Source organism: Paraburkholderia phymatum, assembly GCF_038900715.1.
Taxonomy (GTDB): domain Bacteria; phylum Pseudomonadota; class Gammaproteobacteria; order Burkholderiales; family Burkholderiaceae; genus Paraburkholderia; species Paraburkholderia phymatum_A.
The window spans coordinates 18,921-38,135 of record NZ_JAYMRZ010000024.1; the positions used below are offsets into that span (position 1 = coordinate 18,921).

Here is a 19,215-nt window from a genome sequence, read left to right on the forward strand (position 1 = left end):
GTCATGCGATTGCGCGCACGTCGGCCTGCTTTGCGCCCGTCATGATCGCAACGGCATCCGACATGTGGATGTCGTTCTTGTTGACGAGCGCCGCGCGACGTCCGAGCCGCTGGATGTGAATGCGATCCGCGATCTCGAACACATGCGGCATGTTGTGGCTGATCAGGATCACGGGCAGGCCGCGCTCGCGCACGCGACGGATCAGCTCGAGCACCATGTTGCCTTCCTTCACGCCGAGCGCGGCCGTCGGCTCGTCGAGAATCACGACGTGGCGCGCGAACGCCGCGCTGCGCGCCACCGCGACGCCCTGGCGCTGGCCGCCCGAGAGCGTCTCGACGGCCTGGCGCATCGAACGGATGCCGATCTGCAGATCCTTCATTGCGTTGGTCGCTTCGTCGAGCATGCGGCGCTTGTCGATCATCTTGAAGAGCTTGCCGCGCCAGCCGGGTTTCACCAGTTCGCGCGCGAGAAACAGGTTCTCCGCGATGCTCATCGCCGGCGCGACGGCAAGATCCTGATAGACCGTTTCGATGCCTTGCTGGCGCGCGTCGATCGGGCTGCGGAAGTTCACAGGGTTGCCGTCGAGCAGCAACTCGCCTTCGTCGGGCACGAGCGCGCCGGAGAGCGCCTTGATCAGCGACGACTTGCCCGCGCCGTTATCGCCGATCACGGCCATGATCTCGCCGGGCATCACTTCGAAGTCGCAGCCGTCGAGCGCGGTGACGTGTCCGTAGCGCTTGATGAGGCCGCGCGCCTGCAAAACGGGTGTCTTGCCGTTGGCGGTGCGGGTCGTGGTGTTGGCGGATGAGGGGGTTGTCGACATGACAGTCTCCTTCTGATAACGATCAACGTGCGCCACGGCGCGACAGCTTGTCGGCGGCGACGGCGAGAATCACGAGAATGCCGGTAATCAGCACCTGGTACACCGACGACACGCCCATCAGCGTCAAGCCATTGCGGAACACGCCGACGATCAGCGCGCCCAGCAGCGTGCCCGCAATCGAGCCGCGTCCGCCGAAGAGGCTCGTGCCGCCCAGCACGACGGCCGTGATGCTGTCGAGGTTCTCCGTCTGTCCCGCTTGCGGATCGCCGACGCCTGTGCGTGCAACGGAGAGCAGCGCCGCGATGCCGTAGATCGCGCCCGACAGCGTATAGACCGTGATCAGGATGCGTTGCGCGGAAAGACCCATCAGGCGCGCCGCTTCCGGGTTGTTGCCGAGCGCGTAGAGATGGCGGCCGGGCACGGTGTCGCGCAGCACGAACCACGTCGCGAGATACATCAGCAGCGTGAGGACGGTGCCGTACGTGACCGTCGCGGGACCGACGCTGAACGTGCTGCCGAAGAACATGATCGCGTCGGGCAGATTCGACACGCTCTCCGCGTTCGAATAGATCTGCGTGGCCGCGAACGCGATATTCAGCGTGCCGAGCGTGACGATGAACGCGGGCAGCTTGATACGCGTAATCAGCACGCCGTTGAGCAATCCGAACAGCGTGCTCGCGCCGACGCCGCACAGGATCGCGATCGCGGGCGGCACGCCCATCACGACGGCGAACTTGGTCATCACGATCGAGCCGAACGCCATCACCATCCCGCATGACAGATCGATGCCGCCCGTCAGCACGATCAATGTCTGGCCTATCGCGATGACGGCGACGACCATCGTCTGCTGCAGGATCAGCGACAGGTTCTGGAACGACAGGAAGCGGTTGCTCTGCGAGATGAAGAAGAGGCACGCGAGCACGAATGCGATCAACGGACCGGCCTCGGCGAGCGTCGGCATATGATCCGCGAACCGGCGGTGGCTTTGAGCGGGAGCGGTGGGAGTCGACATGATGTGTTTCCTCGAAGCGATGCGTGATCTGCGCGCGGCGGGTTTCATGTAACGCAATGGAACCCGCCGCGCTCACGCTGGAGAACTCGCGGAGATGCGCACCTTGCGCATCTCCGTTGCTGCCTGGTGCCTGCTATTCGACTTGCGCTGTCATTTGTTGCCCCAACAGTTGTCGAGACCGAACTTCGTGTCCTTGCTGTCGACGCCGTTTTGCACCTTGTCGGTGATGAGCGTCACGCCCGTGTCGTGATAGCCGGACGCTTTCTTGCCTGTCTTCGCGTACTCGACGCCTGCTTCCACGCCGAGCGAAGCCATCTTCAGCGGATACTGTTGCGACGTCGCGGCAAGCTCGCCTGCCTTCACGTTGCGCACGCCTTCGCAGCCGCCGTCGATCGACACGATCATCACGCTCTTGTCCTTGCCCGCATTCTTCAGCGCGCGATATGCGCCCGCCGCGGCGGGTTCGTTGATCGTGTAGACGACGTTGATGTCGGGCGCCTTCTGCAGGCAGTTTTCCATCGCCGTCTGGCCTTTCGCCTGATCGCCGCGCGTGTCCTGGCTGCAGACGATCGACGGATCGCCTTCCTTGATGCCGAAGCCCTTCAGAAAGCCGTTGTGACGCAGCACGCCGACGGAGACGCCGGGCGCGAGATCGAGCGTCGCGATCTTCGCGGGCTTGCCGGCGAGCGCGGCCTTCGCGTATTCGCCGATCAGCACGCCTGCCTTGAAGTTGTCGGTGGCGAAGAGGGCGTCGGTGGCGTCCTGCGGATCGGTCGGCGTATCGAGCGCGATCACGAGCGCGCCTGCCGCGCGTGCCTTCTTGATGCTCGGCACGATCGCCTTCGTGTCGCTCGGCGTGATGAGGATCGCTTTCGCGCCCGCCGTCAGCATGTTCTCGATGGCCGTGACCTGCGCGGCATTGTCGCCGTCGAACTTGCCGGCCGCCGTGATCAGCTTCGCGCCGTCTTTCTGCGCGGCGGCTTCCGCGCCTTGCTTCATCTTGACGAAGAACGGATTGGTGTCGGTCTTCGTGATCAGGCCGACGACGGGCTGATCGGCCGCGAGACTCGCGCTCGCGCACCACAGCGCCGACGCGGCGACGCACGCTGCGGCAATGCCCTTGACGACGGGCTGCATGTGGGACGCACGGCGCAACGGCCTGCGGAAATTCGGGTTCATGGGACGCTCCTCCGGATGTTTGACGACGAGTTGTGAACAGCGATGGGTTCAACGGCTTCGGCGGGCGCTGATCGCGCCTTCTGCCGCGCGCCGCCTTGCGATGGATCGGCGGCCGCGCCGGCCTTACTAAATCAAGTTGTTTTAGTTAGTACAGCAGCGGCCACCGCAAAAATCAAGAAGCGGGTTTTGATGCGGCGCGACGCCGAGCGGGTGGGTGACGATCCTCGAAGCCTTGCTGCACAAGCCTTGACGGGCCATGAAGCAGAGCCGCGAAAGCCTTGGCGGATAGGGGTAAATCAGGAGCTTCGCGCCTTGCGAGTTAAGTTCATTTGCTCTTTTAGTGGGCAAATGCTCGAAAAATCGGCGCCTTTTGTTCTCTTCGGGACCGTTGTTTGCTGGCGATCGGACGAGGGCGCGGACACACGCACGACAAGCGGAGGCGAACGTGAAGACGATGCGCAATCGCGCGCTGCATTACGTCGCGAAGCATCCTGCGCAGTTCACGTTGCAGGTGTTCAAGGCATTCCGCAAGAACCAGGGGCTGCTGCTCGCGGGCGCGATTGCGTACTACGCGCTGCTGTCCATCGTGCCGTTGCTGATACTCGTCGCGATCGCGTTCAGTCATTTCGTTGGCCAGCAACTGCTGCTCGATACGCTCGCGCATCTGCTCGAATGGCTGGTGCCGGGGCAATCGAAAGCGATCGTGCAGGAGCTTGCCAATTTCCTTGCGCATCGCGCGGTGATCGGCTGGTTCCTCGTCGTTACGATGATCTTCTTCAGTTCGCTCGCGTTCACGGTGCTCGAGAATGCGCTGTCGATCATCTTCGTGCATCGCGTCGCGATACGGCGCAGGCACTTTCTGCTGTCGGCGATTTTGCCGTATCTGTTCAGCCTCTCGCTCGGCGTCGGCGTGCTGCTCGTCACGTTCGTATCGAGCGGACTTCGCGCCGTTGCGAGCGACAGCATCGTGTTGCTCGGTCACACGATATCGCTGACGGGCGCGACGCGCGTCGTGCTTTATCTGCTGGGTCTTGCCGGCGAGATCTTCGTGCTCGCGGCCATCTATCTGGTGATACCCGCTGGACGCACGACGCCGTGGCATGCGTTCGTCGGCGCGGTGGCGGCTGCCGCGCTGTGGGAGATCACGCGGCGCGTGCTGGTGTGGTACTTCGCGACGCTATCGCAGGTGAGCGTCGTCTACGGCTCGCTGACGACGGCCATCGTCGTGCTGTTCAGCTTCGAAGCGCTCGCGACGCTGATGCTGTTCGGCGCGCAACTGATCGCCGAATATGAGCGGCTGAATGCGAGCGGTAACGAGCGCGCTTCGCAGCCGTTCGTGACGGGTTGAGCCCGACGGCACGCAAAACGTTTGCGTCGACGAAAGTGTTCGGGTTAACGGCGACGAATACGAAAACTTTAGGCCGATTTGCGCGCATGTTGTATTGCGTTTTTTAGCCCGCAAAACAATTCGTCTGGTCACAGCTTCGTCATCAGCCACCGACGATAATCGCGTCGCCCGTCAAATGGATAAATCAGAACGGGCAGTGCTGCGCAGCGCAGTGCAAGACCTCGGGGAATACCGCAAATGACCATCCGTCACCGCATCACTCTACTCGTGGTGTCGATGCTGGTTGCCTTGTCGGCAATCGGCGGATACGCCGTCTATCAGACACGCGGCAGCGCCGCAGACGTCCGGCAAGTGACGCAGGGCGTCGTGCCGAGCGCGCTCGCTTCCGCCGACCTCGTTTCGCAGGTCAAGGACGTTCAGCTCGCGACGATGACGCTTGTCTATGCGCCCGATGCAAACATGGTCGAGCAGGCGCAAAAGGAACTGGCCACCAAAGAGAAGTCGTTGCGCGAAGCACTCGACGTGCAGGCGAAAGCCGCAGCGAGCCACGCGCAGGAAGGGCTCGTCACGCAGGCGCGCGACAGTCTCGCGAACTACTTCGCGGCGATCAACGACACCGCGAAAATGAAGGCGGACGGGAAGAACGATCTCGCGCAAGCGTATCTGTTCGCCAACGTCGCGCAGTATCGCGACGAGCTGGAAGGCATCGTCGAAACGCTGCGCATCGAGAAGAACCGCCAGAAGGACGACGCAATCGACGCGCTGAACGCGGGCCTCGCCACGACGACGACGGCCATCGCGGCCGCAGCGGGCGCGGCCATTCTCGTGCTGGTGATGATCGGCTCGCTTCTGTACCGTCAGATCACGCGTCCGCTTTCGCGCATGCAGTCGATGATGAGCGAGATCGCATCGAGCCAGGATTTCACGCGCCGCGTACCCGTGGGCCGCATGGACGAGATCGGCCATTCGATCGTCGCGTTCAACGGCATGATCGAGAAGATCCAGCAAAGCTCCGCGCAACTGAAGCAGAAGACGGCCGACATTCAGGCGATGTTGCAGAACATGCAGCAGGGCATTCTGACCGTCGTCGATGGCGCTGTGATCCACTCCGAGTACTCGGCGTATCTCGAAGCGATCTTCGAAACGAAGGATATTGCGGGCCGTCCGCTGATGGATCTCGTGTTCGCCGACAGCGAGCTCGGCGCCGATACGGTGTCGCAAGTCGAAGCGGCCGTTGACGCGTGCATCGGCGAAGACAGCATCAACTTCGAGTTCAACCAGCATCTGCTCGTCAACGAACTGACGCGCAAGATGCCCGATGGCCGCGTCAAGACGCTCGATTTGAGCTGGTCCGCGATCACCGACGAAAGCGACACCGTGATGCGCCTGATGCTGTGCGTGCGCGATGTGACGGAGTTGCGCCAGCTTGCCGCCGAAGCGGGCGAGCAGAAGCGCCGCCTTGAAATGATCGGCGAGATTCTCGCGGTGAGCGAGGAGAAGTTCCATCATTTCGTCGAAAGCGCGACGGGCTTTATCAACGAGAACGAACGCATCATTCGTCAGCACGCGCAGGCGGACGGCTCGGCCGTTGCGGAGCTGTTCCGCAACATGCACACGATCAAGGGCAATGCGCGGACTTATAGCCTTCAGCATCTGACGAGCATCGTGCACGAAACGGAGCAGCGTTACGACGCGTTGCGCCGTCCCGAGACCGCGCATGAGTGGGACCAGGAGCAACTGATCACCGAACTCGCGCGCGTGAAGGAAGCGCTGCAACACTACGCGACGATCAACGAAGTGAGCCTCGGCCGCCGCAATGCGGGGCACCGCAGCAGCGTCGAGCGCTATCTGATGGTCGACAGCCAACACATTCAGGAAAGCCTGCGCCTGCTCGATTCAGCGAATCCCGCCGACGTGCGCGATCTGCTGACAGCGCGCGACGCGGTGCGCAGAACCTTGCGCCTGCTCGGCACGGAGAAGGTGGAAGACGCGCTCGCGGGCGTGCTGGAGTCGCTGCCTTCGCTTGCGACTGAACTCGGCAAGGCCGCGCCGACCGTGCGTATCGACGATAACGGCTATCGCGTTCGCTCGCAGGCAGGCAGCGCGCTAAAGAATGTTTTCATGCACCTGTTGCGCAATTCCGTCGATCACGGCATCGAAACGGCGGCGCAGCGCGCGGCGCTCGGCAAGCCCGAGGCCGGCGTGATCGACGTCGAAGTGGGCGTTGCGGAAGGGGCGTTGCAGATCACGTTGAGCGACGACGGACGCGGCCTCGCGATGTCGCGCATTCGCGGCATCGCCGCCGGGCGCGGCTGGCTGCAACCCGATGCGCAGTTGAGCGACGAAGCCGTGGCGGAGTTCATTTTCCGGCCGGGTTTCTCGACGGCGCAAAACGTGACGGAAGTCTCAGGTCGCGGCGTCGGCATGGATGCCGTGCGCGATTTCGTCCGTCGCGAAGGCGGCCGCATCGAATTGCGCTTCACCGATGAGCGCACGGGCGCCGACTTCCGCCAGTTCCAGACTATCGTCTATCTGCCGGAAAACTGCGCTGTGGATAGCGTCGGCACGTCGATGCACGATGCCGCCAAAACGGTGAATTCGATTCAGGCGAATGCACTTTCCGAATAGCACTACGGGGATTCGTTGTGGTTGAACAGTATGTGATCGCGGCGCTGGCCGGCGTCGTGGCGAGCGCGCTGGTCGGCGTGCTCGCGCATCGTTGGCTCATCAGAAAGGTCAGCGAGCAGCACCGGACGGCGCTCGAGTCGCAGGCGAACGAAAGGGCGCAGGCCGAAGAGCGACATGCAGCTGAAATCCGGCAGCACGAACAGCAGGCGCGCGAATTGCACGCGCTGGCCGACACGTTGCGCGAGGATCTCGTGCATCATTCGACGCAAGCCGAAGAGGCGCGCGCCGCGTTCAATGCGCTATTGAACCAGAAGGACGAATGGCTTCAGCACGCGACGCGTCTTTCCGGCGAGGCCGCGCGCTTGCGGCATCTGTCGGCCACGTTCGAGCGCTGGCATGAGCAGATGATTTCGCTGATGGCGCAGAATCACGACATGCACGCGAAGAACAATGAGCTGTCGTCGATCGTGCGGCACGTGCTGATCGTATCGTTGAATGCTTCGATCGAAGCGGCGCGCGCGGGCGCTGCGGGACGCGGGTTTTCGATCGTCGCGAGCGAAGTGCGCGCGCTGGCTTCGCGCTCGCAGGAATTGTCGAAGAGTTATCACGACAGCCTGAACCGCAACGACCTCATCACGACGGCCACGTTTCAGGATATTCAGGCTGGCGGCAAGATGATCGCAGCGTCGCTGGCGAGCGTCGAAGCGCTCGCCGGCCAGATTCAATCCCGGTTAGAGCAGGCGACGTCGTGATCAGTCAGCAAGCGAAAGACAGTATCGAACGGATATTCCATCAGTCCGCGCGCACGCGTTTGCCCGCCCATGCGGGCGACGCATGCGAAATCACGGCTCTCGACGCACATCTGGCCAATAAGGCGCTCGCAAGCCATATCGTCGTCTTGACCATTTCATCGATTGCATTCCGCTTTCTTCTCGTGCTGCATTTCGACGACGACCAGACGACCCGCGATTACTACTTGCGCGACGCGGAAGACCGTTCGCTGGCGGAAGCACTGATGGAAGTCGGCAATCTGTGCTGTGGCGCGATCAATCAGCAACTGGTCGAGTACTTTCCTGATCTGGGCATGTCGACGCCCTATCAGCTGAATGGCGCGTGCGTGCCTTATCTGACGGAATTGAAGCCGGAGTACCTCGCGGCATTTCGCGTGACCGTCGGCGCAAACGTACAAATCGGCGCGACGCTTTGCGTGTGCGCGAGTGCGCCCGTCGATTTCGTCGCCCATGTGGCCGAAGTCGAGGAAAGCGGCGGAGAGCTCGAACTGTTCTGAACGGTTCCGGCTTTCGCGCACGACGCAAATCTTCAATCAATCAACGCGCCGCTTCAAAGGCGCTACGGGGTGAGCAATGGGAAAGGTTCTGGTAGTGGACGATTCGAGCACGGTTCGCGATGAAGTGGCCGGCTTCCTCAGAAAGAACGGCCTCGATGTCGAGACGGCCGTGGACGGCAAGGACGGTCTCGCGAAGCTGAAGTCGTCGCCGGGCATCCGTCTGATCGTCAGCGACGTGAACATGCCGAACATGGACGGCCTGACGATGGCCGAAAAGATTCGTAGCGAACTGGCGAACGCGAGCGTCAACATCATCATGCTGACGACGGAAAGCAGTCCCGCGATGAAGGAGCGCGGCAAGGCGGCAGGCGTAAAGGGCTGGATCGTCAAGCCGTTCAAGGGCGACGCCGTGCTCGAAACGTTCAGGAAGCTGGCGGGCTGACGGGCCGCGCGCCGCAGATCGCGTTCGGGATGCCCGCTGGAAGCGGGCGCAGCGATGCATCGCGGATTGTCGCGATTCCCTGAATGATCTTTTCACGCACCGCGGGTTTATCCGCTGGCGCCGCGCCTCTAGACTCCTGTTCAACGGTTGCAGAAAGCAGTTCGAAGCAGCCCAAACGAACAGTCCCGGAGGTGTTGCCATGAAAACGTTTGCTAAAGCTTTTGTCATTGCGGCTCTCATTAGCGCTCCCCTCGCTGCATTTGCGCAGACCAGTCAGCCTGTAACGCGCGCGCAGGTTCGCGAAGAACTGGTGCAGTTGCATAACGTCGGCTATAGCCCGCTCGACGACCGCAACAGCTATCCCGTCCACATCGCGGCCGCCGAAGCCCGGCTGACCGCGCAGAATACGGCGTCCGCGCAGGAAAGCGGATACGGCGCGGCGTCGAATGGGTCGTCGCAAGCGGGCGTGCGTGACGTCCGCACGAACGGCATCACGTTTGCGCACCACTGATCGCGTGCATTGCCAGCGATAACCGCGATTAGACGGATCGATATGAATCGCTGACGCTGCAACTGGCGTTTCGATTCGGATTCAAGGCCGGAACCTGTGTGATGCAGGTTCCGGCCTTTTTCTTTGTTGAGCGTGCTCATGAGCGGCTTAGTCGATGCGTGACTCATCACCTCGGCTCGCTCAGATGCCGGTGGAACGGCGATTGCGGAAATCGAATCGGGACTGTCGGTCGAAAAGGAAAACGAAAAGATCGGCAGCGCGTGAAAGATATTGGCTTGCGTCAACTATGCTTTCAAAACAATGCATCGCCATCACATGAAGCCGCCGATGTGGAAACTCAAAGTCGCCACGCTTGTAAAGACTCGTTGAAGTCGCGCCTTTCATTCGTTGCGCGATGCTCGAAGAATAGACCTTTGACCGGTTTATCTCTCTTCTGCATGGAACGCTGCATAGAGCGGTTAGCCGGCTGTCCAACGACAATGCAAGCAATTTGACATTCTCACTATTCCTTACGCGTATCGGATTTTTTCTTAATGCTCTCACTGAGCGCCGTGCCGGGCGGCAAAACGAAAGGCGTCTTTCTTTTCATGTAATGGATGAACTCTAGCCATATATGACATGTCCATGGCATAGTGCCGATATCTTCAATCAGGAGTTTCAATATGGCTACACTCGAAGCACTTCAGGCAAAGATACAAAAGCTTCAGCAGCAGGCCGATGCCATGGCTTCTCAAAAGTCGGCGGCTGCGCTCGAAAGCATTCGCTCATTGATGACCAGGCACAATCTGACGACGGCCGATATCGATGCGCATCTCGGCCATAGAAAGCGCGGCCGTCCTTCGCTGAAGTCGGCAGGTGTGCAGACGAAAGGTGCAGCCAAATATCGCGATCCCAAAACAGGCGCGACCTGGACAGGTCACGGCCGCGCGCCGGCCTGGATTGCAGGTGCGAAGGATCGCAACAAGTACCTCGTTTCCGGCGCGGCTAGCCAGGTTGTGACGAGCGTGTCCGTCAAGGGCGCAAAGGGCAACGGTCAGCCTAAAGGACCGCAGCCTGCCAAATATCGTCACCCGGAGACGGGCGCGACCTGGAGCGGCCGTGGTCCGGCGCCCGCATGGCTGGCAGCGGAAAAAGACCGTAACAAGTTTTTGATTGGCGGTGCAAAGGCCGCCGGCATGAATGGCGTTGCCCGGAAAAAGACAGCGGCCAGGAAGGTTGCGAGAAAATCACGCGCTTAAAAAATCGATGGGAGGGCGGCGCGCTGCGCTGCTGCCTCGCCAGAACGCCACGCACGGCGGCGGACTCAAAGCTCGTCGTCGTGCCGGTTCTTTTCGCTATTGCTGAGAACTTTCGTCAGTGCGATCTGCGTGAGCAATGCACAATGGGTTGTCGGCCCCTGCGAAAACTAGAAGTTCACCTCTTTCGGCACTCCCTCTTTACTTGCACCTGGCGCCCTGAAAAGGCTGCTTTCAGGTGAAAGTACTGCAGGCCGAATCGCAACGAGTTTGCGTGGATCGATCGTTGATCTCGTTGGCGTCGCGCGCGCCGGTGTTGCTCTTTCTGCGCGCGACGCCACTTTCGGGCGGGATCTAATGAAAGTCGCGCGTCTCCAGTTCCACCGACTGTCCCCCATTTCGCTGTAGCACACGTCGGGCGGCGGCTTCAATCGCCTTCCTGTTACCCTCGAACGCAGCGATCAGATCGTGGGACGACGTGCCCGTATTGCCGAAGTGGTCATTGAGTGCGTCGATTGATACGCTGCACCATACCTCCTTTCCTTCGACGTTCGCTTCGAATGCGACTCGCGATGCGGCTACGACGTGCCGGCGGCTGGTGAATTCGATGGTCATTTGATTTCTCCGTGAGAGCCAGGTGTGATACGCGAACGTTCGCCAGCGCGGTTTTCCAGGCGATTGTTCCTTTGCCCGGGGCCAGGTGGTCCGGTCTGGGGCGTTCGCTTCGGTGCTGTGCAGCAAGGAACGATCCAGTCCGCTTCGAACATGCCCAGCCCGATGGCGGGCGACGTCGAGCGTCGGTCTCGCTCTCCAATGATAGGTCGCGAGGCGGGTAAAAGCCCGGGAAAGTACTAACCCGCCTTGCCCGTCATCTGCTCGATCAGTTTTTTCGTCGCGGGCGAATGCTCGTATTTGCGGAAAACGGCGGCGACCTCTGACACGACTGGCTCGCCCGCGAGCGTCTTGAAGACGACGTTCGGCAAATTGACGACCCGGGTCAGCACATTGGGCACGATGGCCACGCCCGCGCCCACGGAGACCTGTGTCAACACGGCGAGCAGCGTGCCCGGCGCGCTCACGATGCGCGGATTGAAGCGGCCGCGCCGCGCGATTTCCCGCGTGCCGAGATCCTGTTCGGGCACGACGAAGGATTCGCCCGCCAGCGCGCGCGCCTTGATCGGCCCCACTGCTGCCGCGAGCGGGTGCTCGGCGGGCAGCGCCGCGCAGAACGCATCGCGCGCCAGCACGTGCGCGCGCAGCGAGGACGGCAGGTCGACAGGCATGCGCACGAACGCGACGTCGACGCGTCCTTCCTCCAGCAACGCGGGCAGTTCGCCCATCGGATGCTCGGTTGCCTGCACGAGGACGCCCGGCCGCGATTTGCGGAACGCGCGAATCTGTTTCTGCAGGATGCCGGAAAACGCAGCCGAGCCGACATAGCCGATGTGGATTCGCCCCAGTTCGCCGCGTCCTGCGCGCTTTCCGACATTCAGCGTGCGCTCGAACTGCGCGAGGGTCTCGCGCGCTTCGGCGAGAAACGCTTCTCCGGCGGGCGTGAGGGCGACCGTGCGTTTGGTGCGGCGAAACAGTTGCGCCTGCAGCGCGCGCTCCATTTCCTGGATCTGCACGGTCAGCGTGGGCGGCGCGATGCCGAGTGCTTCGGCGGCCTGTGCAAAGTGCAGCCGCTCCGCGACGGCGATGAAGTAACGCAGATGCCGGAGTTCCATGACGCGTGGTGAGTATTAGGTTGAATCTAATTATATTGAACAGATGCGGGAATGAACGGAATAGAAAAAACTGGTGAAATACGGGCTCATCGTTCGCCGTCTTTCCGCAAAGCCAGTCTCATGAGTTCAATCACCGCTACCCGTTCGGCCTCTCGCGGCACGCCGCTGCTACTCATTGCGTCGATGGGATGCGCGATGACCGTGCTGGACACGAATGTCGTCGGCATTGTTCTGCCCACCATTGCGCGCGATCTGAATGCATCGTTCGCCGATATCGAATGGGTGATCAGCGCCTATGTGCTGTGTTTCGCTGCGCTGTTGCTGCCCGCCGGCTCGCTTGCGGACCGCTTCGGGCGCAAGCGCGTGTTCCTCGCGGGCATCGCGCTTTTCGCGCTCGCTTCGTTCGCATGCGGCGTCGCGCCGAGTGCGCCGCTGCTGTATGTCGCGCGAGCCGCGCAGGGCGTCGGCGCGGCGTTCCTGCTTGCGCCCGCGCTCGCGATCATCGGCCACGCGTTTCATGACGAGCGCGAACGCGCGCGCGCGTGGGCGGTGTGGGGCGGCATCATGGGGCTGACGATGGTGCTTTCGCCACTGATCGGCGGTGTCGTCAGCGCGTATCTGGGGTGGCGATGGGCGTTCACGATCAATGTGCCCATCTGCGCGCTGCTGGCGACGGGTGTGGTCAGGATCGTCGACGAGTCGCGCGACCCGACGCCGCGCTCGCTCGATTTGCCGGGCATTGCGCTCTTTGCGGCAGCGATGTTCTCGTTGACGTGGGCCCTGATTCTTGGCCCCGAACGCGGATGGTTCAGTCTCGCCGCCCTGTCGCGCGCGTGTGCCGGTGTCGCGCTTTTCGCTGCGTTTGCGCTGGTCGAAAGCAGGCGCGCGCATCCGATGCTCGATCTCACACTGTTTCGTTCGCTGCCCTTCGTCGGCGCGATCGTGGCGATGTTCGCGTATGCGTCGTCGGCGCAAGTGATGGCCTCGCTGTTGCCGCTGTTTTTGCAAAATGCGCGAGGCGAAAGCGCGCTCAGCGCGGGAGCCGGCATGTTGCCTTTCGCGCTGGCGATGCTGTTGCTGCCGCAACTTGGGCGCAAACTCGCGGCGTATATGGATTCACGGCGGATTCTGACGCTCGGCCTCGCAGTGGTCGCATGCGGCAATCTGGCGATGATGCTTGCCGCGCGCCGCGCGGACCATGCGTGGCTGATTGCCGCGATGGCACTGCTCGGCAGCGGCGGCGGACTACTGAACGGCGAAACGCAGAAGGCGATCATGGGCACGATCCCGCGAGAACGTGCGGGCATGGCGTCGGGCATCAGCACGACATCGCGCTTCACGGGCATTCTTCTGGGCTTTTCTGGACTCGGCGCAGTGCTGGCCGAGGGTGTGCGTTCGGCGTTGACCGCGCGGATGTCTCACGTGCAAGTGCCTCCTGTGCCGGGGTTCGCGGAGCGCGTGATGGCGGGCGACTTCGCGCGCGCATTCACGCTGTATCCGCCTGCACTGACGGATGCGCTGACCCATATTGCGCGTTCGAGCTACGGCGAGGGCTTCTCGCAAGCATTCGGCGCGGCTGCGCTGGTCGCGGCCGTTTCCGCATTCGTGGTCTATCTGTCGATGAGAAGTCGATGAGAAGTCGATGACAAGCAGCAAACGTTGATTGCGCGGTGCAGTACCGATTAGTATAAAAAGCTCTCCATAAAGAGTGCGTTGCGACGCGCATCATTCGATGACTCGGTACGAATCACTCGCCAACACGATGGCGGCGGAAATACGCTCGGGCAGTCTCGCCGTCGGCACACGGATGCCTTCATTGCGACAGGTCATCGCGCAGCACGGCGTCAGTCAGTCGACGGCATTTCGCGCCTACTATCTGTTGGAGGAGTGGGGACTCATTCGCGCGCAAGAGCGTTCCGGCTATTACGTCGCGCGGGGCGCGGCCGTTACCGAAAGTCGCGAGGCAACCGCGAAGCGCGCGCTCGCCGAGTCCGCGAAAGTCGATATCAGCGAACTCGTATTTAGCGTGCTCGAAGCGGCAAGGCATCCAGGTGTCGTGCCACTCGGTTCCGCGTTTCCTTCGCCCATGTTGTTTCCGTTGCAGCGTCTTGCGAAGTCGCTTGCGCAAACGGCGCGCACGGTGAATCCATGGAGTACCGTCGTCGACTTGCCGCCTGGCAACGAGGCATTGCGTCAACAGATTGCGCTGCGTTATCTGGGCATGGGGCTGTCGCAGCGGCTCGATGAAATCGTCGTCACCAATGGCGCGCTCGAAGCGTTGAATCTATGTTTGATGGCCGTGACCCGTCCTGGCGACGTGGTGGCGGTCGAGTCTCCGGGCTTTTACGCCGCGCTGCAGGCGATTGAGCGACTCGATTTGCGCGCCGTCGAAATTCCTGTCGATTCGCAAACCGGCCTCGATCTGGATGCGCTCGAACAGGCGCTCGACAGGCATCCCATTCGCGCCTGCTGGTTCATGACGAACTACCAGAACCCGACGGGCGCGACGATGCCGCTCGAAAAGAAGAAGGCGCTAGTCGAACTGCTTGCGCGACACGAGGTGCCGTTGATCGAAGATGACGTGTATGGAGAGCTGCATTTTCAGGCGGATTATCCGTTGCCCGCGATTGCATTCGATCGAAAAGGGCTTGTCATGCATTGCAGTTCTTTCTCGAAGACGCTTGCGCCTGGGTATCGAATTGGCTGGGCCGCTGCGGGAAAATTCGCGGAGAAGGTACAGCGCGCGAAGCTGATGACGACGCTTTCGGCGAGCATTCCAGTGCAGGCGGGTATCGCCGATTATCTTCAACATGGCGGATACGACCGGCATTTGCGTAAATTGCGCACGGCATTGCGCACGCAGCTCGATGCCATGAACGTGGCGTTGCGGCGTTACATGCCGGGTGGCGTGAAATGGACGTGTCCGTCGGGTGGCTATTTCGTATGGCTCGAATTGCCTGAAACGATCGACGCGTTGACGCTGCACAGACACGCGATCGAGCAGGGCGTGAGCATTGCGCCGGGGCCCATTTTCTCGGCGGCACGCAGCTTCCGGCATTGCGTGCGCCTCAACTTCGGACATCCGTGGAACGAGGATATCGACCGTGCCGTCCGCGTACTCGGCGAACTCGTTACACAATCAGTGAAGTGAGCAGCGCGTGTTTCATTAACAGACTCCGCGATGGATTCGTCCAGAACCTCTCGCGCGTTCACTGGCGCGGAAATTCAAGGCGTGATCACTGCTGAGTTGCCAATATTGCGGCCCTACTCGAAACCGTTTCACGTCGTCTCCAGTAGACCCGGCTTATTCCCTTGAGAACGGACAACAAAGAGTCGTTTTCGGAAAAGATGACTCAGGCTCGCGCCCGCCAGGTAAGGCTTGCTTGACAACTGTCTTCGCGAAGCGCTTCAGGTACACCCATTGCGCGCCTACAGGACACTCACGTTCATAGGAGGTGAACTATGGGTTCAATCAATCCGCAGACGCGCAGAACGGGTGGAGCAGGGATTGTCGGCGGTGGTGTCGGCGAAGGTCCGGGGCCGGAAGTGATGGCCGCATCGACGCTCGACGGCAACAAGGTGATCTCTTCAGACGGAGAACACGTTGGCAAGATATCGAACATCATGCTCGACGTGCGTAGCGGACGAATCGCTTATGCGGTGCTCTCCGAAGGCGGTTTTCTCGGCATGGGCGCAAACCTGCACGCGATTCCGTGGAGCGCGCTCACGCTCGATACCGCCGAGAAGTGCTTCCACGTCGACATTAGCGCGCAGCGGCTAAAGGACGAGCCGGGTTTCGACAAGGATCATTGGCCGTCGATGGCCGATGCAAAATGGGGCGAGTCGTTGCACACGTATTACAACCGCGATCCGTACTGGCTCTCGCGCAACGAATACGTCGATCCCGACGTTCCGCCAACCGCGCATTGATGCCGCGTATCAGCGCGTGGAATCTGAGCCGCGCGGGATCGAAACGCAGTGTCACTGCATCCCGCGCGACTGCCAGAAGGCTTTCCTTTTAGACCTTGATGGAGGAAGCCTCGTAAATCTCATCGATGGCTTCCGCGAGTTTCGCATTGAACTCGTCGTCGCTCATCTGCTTCTTCAGGTCGTTGATCAACGCACGCGAGAAGCTCGCGATCATGCCGTGATTGTGCGCGAGCTTCTTGCACGCGTCCATGCGCGTATAGCCGCCCGAAAGCGCGACGACTCGCGCGACACGCGGGTGATCGATCAGCGGCTTGTAGAAGTCGGCGACATCGGGAATGGTCAGCTTGAGCATCACTTGCTTGTCGGCGGGCAGTGCATCGAGGCCCTTGCTGATTTCATCGCGCAGCGTCTTTTCCGCGCCCGCCTTGTCCGGTGCCTTGATCGACACTTCGGGCTCGAGAATCGGCATGAGTCCGCCTGCGTCGATTTGCGCGCCATATTCGAATTGCTGCTTGACGATCGCGGCAATTCCCGACGGCGAATTCTGCTCGATCACCGAGCGCATCTTCGTGCCGAAAATGCCGAGCTTGCGCGCGCGGTCGAGCAACGCATCGAGCCCGGGGATCGGCTTCATCAGGCGCACGCCATCCTTTTCCGCTTCGAGTCCCTTATCGACTTTCAAAAACGGCACGACGCCGCGGTCTTCCCAGAGAAACGACGGCACGGGTTTGCCTTGAGCCTGTCCGTCCATCGTGGCCTCGAAGAGAATGGCCGCGATGACTTTTTCGCCGGTAAAGGCGGGGGAGGTGATGATGCGCACGCGCATTTCATGCATCAGCTTGAACATTTCGGCGTCGCCGCTGTAAGCGTCGTCGGGAATGCCGTACTGCCGCAGCGCGCCCGGCGTCGAGCCGCCGCTCTGGTCGAGCGCGGCGATAAAGCCGTCCTTTTCAGAAATCTGCGTCAACATTTTGTCATTTGCCACGGACGTTCCCTCCTTGAACAACTGATTTGTGGACCATTCGTTTCCGACTCGACAAGTGTACGGCATTGCAGCGCGCACTCCTATATCGTGCGGATTGAGGTTAATTGAACACATAAGCGAGGAATGTTCCAGGCACAATGTGTCAGGAAACACATGATCCGGCAGTGTGATTGGCAACACTGGAGGTCATCCCGCGCCGAGTAGCGGCGGTAAGATCGACAAGCCGGTCTCTGCCATTGAGTAGACGGCAAAGAAGTACTTCCTTCATTCGGGGCGCGCGGACTGGCGCGAATAGCAATGAAAACGCTCGTGCGAACGATCGCGACTGTGGCATGTGTGGCGGCCGCGCTCGGTCTCCTGTTCGTTCCGTTGCCGCGCGCTTTTCATCTTTCGACGCGCATTGTCACTGTTGAACGCATCGCGCGGCCCAATACGGCCGTTTTCGACTATGTAACGACGCCTGCGTACTGGCCGGCATGGCATCCGTCGTCGCTGTCGGTCACGGGCGCAACGGATCACTCGCTAGTCGTCGGCGAGCAGACGACGGAGGAGTTTCGCGTCGCGGGACGACGTGGGCGCGTTGTGTGGACGGTCGTCGAGCGCAACCGGCCGGAGAAATGGACGATCGACGGCAAGATCGAAGGCCGTCCCGCGGGCACGGTCAGCTACTCGATGACACCCGATGCCAATGGCACAGGTGGTGCAAACGGCACGCGGTTCGAGCGCACGTTTATCTACCGTTCGCCGACGCTCTGGTTCGCGTTGCTGAACGAGGTGCTACTGCGCGCGAAGATCCAGGCGGAATCGGACGAGGCCGTCGAGCGGCTCAAGAATGTGCTTGAACAGCAAGCGAGGGGGTGAGTGGCGTGAGTAGCAGGCGATCAGGTCGGCTCGACCGGACTCATTCTTCTTGCGGCGCTTTCCGTCGCAATGCAAGCGCGACACCGCTCAACGTCAGCACCATCGCGACCGCTTCTTTCCGGCCGAGCGGTTCACCGAGCGCGAGTGCCGCTGCGATGATCCCCATGATCGGAACCAGCAGCATGCCGATCGACGCGATCTGCGGAGGCAGATGCCGCAGCGTCGCGAACCACGCGAGGTAGCAGATGCCCATCGGCACGAGCGTCATGTAGATCATGACGGCCCAGCCGTCCACGTGCAGCGACGCGTAAGCGGGGTGCTCGATCAGCAGGCCGGCGACGATCATCGGCGCGCAGCCGAGTCCCACTTGCCACGCAACGAGGCTGATCGGCGCGACGGGTATCGGCGTGCGTGCGATCACGGTGCCGAGCGCGAACAGGACGGCCGCAAGCAGCGCGAAGACAATGCCCGCGATCTTGCCGGCATCGAACGCGACGCCGCGTCCACCGAGCAGCACGACAACGCCGGCAAGTCCGAGCAGCAATGCGAGAAATTCCATCGCAGATGACCTGCGCGAGAGGACCGGCCACGCAAGCAACATTGCCCAGATCGGCATCGTGTAGACGAGCAGCGCGCCCTCGCTGACGCTGAGCCACTTCATCGATAGTGTGGAGAAGCCCATCCATGCGAAGACGTTCGTGCAAGCCGCGAGAACCAATTGCGGAATGTATCGACGCGGGACGCGCGGCGCTTCGCCCACGCACACTGCGACGATGCCGAGCAGCACCGACGCCGTCACGCCTGCGACCCCGCGCGAAAAGAGCGGCGGCCATTCGCGCAACAGCACTTTCATTGCTGGCCAGTTGAGGGCCCATCCCGTTGCGGTGATGAGCAGATAGAAGAGTCCTGTCCAGCGTGGATGCTTCATCGAGCGATTCGTATGAGTTCTTTTTAGAGCCTCGATCATACGAGGTTCCGCGATGACATGGATTTTTCTGGTGCGAGCAAAGTGACATGTCACGCAAACGATTGCGCTGTATGCTTGACGAGGCTGTAACGCACGTTGTCGATTCATTTGCGTGCAATCTTTCGTCAGACAGAAAACCGCGCGATCTACGCGGTGCAACCGTAGATGCGATCTTCTGTCTGACTGCGGAGATCAGTCTCGCCGCAATCGTTCAAAATGGGTACGTTCCGGACGTTTTCTCCGTTATGAAAATGTTCCGGAAAGTACTCGCAGGCGTTG

General features: G+C 61.3%; 18 protein-coding genes. 11 read left to right on the plus strand and 7 right to left on the minus strand.

The window, feature by feature from the left end:
• Position 1: 1 nt before the first annotated feature.
• From VSR68_RS33075 to VSR68_RS33085, 3 genes are all read right to left on the minus strand, one after another.
• Positions 2-823, minus strand: coding sequence for an ATP-binding cassette domain-containing protein (locus VSR68_RS33075; RefSeq protein WP_342943793.1), 822 nt, complete (start codon positions 821-823; stop codon positions 2-4).
• 22 nt (positions 824-845) lie between these two features.
• Positions 846-1,835, minus strand: coding sequence for an ABC transporter permease (locus VSR68_RS33080; protein WP_342943794.1), 990 nt, complete (start codon positions 1,833-1,835; stop codon positions 846-848).
• Positions 1,836-1,985: 150 nt separating this feature from the next.
• On the minus strand, positions 1,986-2,972 hold the full coding sequence (locus tag VSR68_RS33085; RefSeq protein ID WP_342943892.1) for a sugar ABC transporter substrate-binding protein: 987 nt from the start codon (positions 2,970-2,972) through the stop codon (positions 1,986-1,988).
• A gap of 496 nt (positions 2,973-3,468) precedes the next feature.
• Here VSR68_RS33085 and VSR68_RS33090 point away from each other — a divergent pair, with 496 nt between their 5' ends.
• From VSR68_RS33090 to VSR68_RS33120, 7 genes are all read left to right on the plus strand, one after another.
• Entirely contained in the window at positions 3,469-4,362 is an 894-nt protein-coding gene (locus tag VSR68_RS33090) for a YihY/virulence factor BrkB family protein (protein WP_342943893.1), read from the plus strand.
• A 237-nt stretch (positions 4,363-4,599) separates the two neighbouring features.
• Positions 4,600-6,990, plus strand: a complete 2,391-nt coding sequence (locus tag VSR68_RS33095; protein WP_342943795.1) for an ATP-binding protein — start codon at positions 4,600-4,602, stop codon at positions 6,988-6,990.
• A gap of 17 nt (positions 6,991-7,007) precedes the next feature.
• The gene (locus VSR68_RS33100) at positions 7,008-7,742 is read left to right on the plus strand and encodes a methyl-accepting chemotaxis protein (protein WP_342943796.1); all 735 of its coding nucleotides are present in this window, start codon (positions 7,008-7,010) and stop codon (positions 7,740-7,742) included.
• Positions 7,739-8,278 (plus strand): hypothetical protein, encoded by a 540-nt coding sequence (locus VSR68_RS33105; protein WP_342943797.1) that lies wholly within the window; start codon positions 7,739-7,741, stop codon positions 8,276-8,278. The genes VSR68_RS33100 and VSR68_RS33105 overlap by 4 nt, the downstream gene beginning before the upstream one ends.
• Before the next feature lie 76 nt (positions 8,279-8,354).
• Entirely contained in the window at positions 8,355-8,720 is a 366-nt protein-coding gene (locus tag VSR68_RS33110) for a response regulator (protein ID WP_152755941.1), read from the plus strand.
• Positions 8,721-8,919: 199 nt separating this feature from the next.
• A complete protein-coding gene (locus VSR68_RS33115; protein WP_342943798.1) occupies positions 8,920-9,231 on the plus strand; it encodes a DUF4148 domain-containing protein in 312 nt (103 codons plus the stop codon).
• Between the two features lie 662 nt (positions 9,232-9,893).
• Positions 9,894-10,469: an H-NS family nucleoid-associated regulatory protein gene (locus VSR68_RS33120; RefSeq protein WP_342943799.1), complete on the plus strand. Its 576-nt coding sequence runs from the start codon at positions 9,894-9,896 to the stop codon at positions 10,467-10,469.
• 351 nt (positions 10,470-10,820) lie between these two features.
• Here VSR68_RS33120 and VSR68_RS33125 read toward each other — a convergent pair whose 3' ends face one another.
• Positions 10,821-11,081 carry a DUF1488 domain-containing protein gene (locus VSR68_RS33125; RefSeq protein ID WP_087737022.1) on the minus strand — a complete coding sequence of 87 codons (261 nt, stop codon included), beginning with the start codon at positions 11,079-11,081 and terminating at the stop codon, positions 10,821-10,823.
• 236 nt (positions 11,082-11,317) lie between these two features.
• Positions 11,318-12,193 (minus strand): LysR substrate-binding domain-containing protein, encoded by an 876-nt coding sequence (locus VSR68_RS33130; protein ID WP_342943800.1) that lies wholly within the window; start codon positions 12,191-12,193, stop codon positions 11,318-11,320.
• Positions 12,194-12,313: 120 nt separating this feature from the next.
• Between VSR68_RS33130 and VSR68_RS33135 the strand changes: the two genes are divergently transcribed.
• The 3 genes from VSR68_RS33135 to VSR68_RS33145 all read left to right on the plus strand — a co-directional run bounded on the left by VSR68_RS33135 (position 12,314) and on the right by VSR68_RS33145 (position 16,123).
• Entirely contained in the window at positions 12,314-13,828 is a 1,515-nt protein-coding gene (locus tag VSR68_RS33135; RefSeq protein WP_342943801.1) for an MFS transporter, read from the plus strand.
• Between the two features lie 97 nt (positions 13,829-13,925).
• The gene (locus tag VSR68_RS33140; protein WP_342943802.1) at positions 13,926-15,344 is read left to right on the plus strand and encodes a PLP-dependent aminotransferase family protein; all 1,419 of its coding nucleotides are present in this window, start codon (positions 13,926-13,928) and stop codon (positions 15,342-15,344) included.
• Positions 15,345-15,655: 311 nt separating this feature from the next.
• Positions 15,656-16,123, plus strand: coding sequence for a PRC-barrel domain-containing protein (locus VSR68_RS33145; protein WP_342943803.1), 468 nt, complete (start codon positions 15,656-15,658; stop codon positions 16,121-16,123).
• Between the two features lie 88 nt (positions 16,124-16,211).
• Here VSR68_RS33145 and VSR68_RS33150 read toward each other — a convergent pair whose 3' ends face one another.
• A complete protein-coding gene (locus tag VSR68_RS33150; RefSeq protein ID WP_428983642.1) occupies positions 16,212-17,108 on the minus strand; it encodes a fructose bisphosphate aldolase in 897 nt (298 codons plus the stop codon).
• Between the two features lie 297 nt (positions 17,109-17,405).
• Between VSR68_RS33150 and VSR68_RS33155 the strand changes: the two genes are divergently transcribed.
• Positions 17,406-17,969, plus strand: a complete 564-nt coding sequence (locus VSR68_RS33155) for an SRPBCC family protein (protein WP_342943804.1) — start codon at positions 17,406-17,408, stop codon at positions 17,967-17,969.
• Positions 17,970-18,009: 40 nt separating this feature from the next.
• Here the strand turns inward: VSR68_RS33155 and VSR68_RS33160 are convergent, their stop codons facing one another.
• Positions 18,010-18,897, minus strand: a complete 888-nt coding sequence (locus VSR68_RS33160) for a DMT family transporter (RefSeq protein ID WP_342943805.1) — start codon at positions 18,895-18,897, stop codon at positions 18,010-18,012.
• Positions 18,898-19,215: the final 318 nt, after the last annotated feature.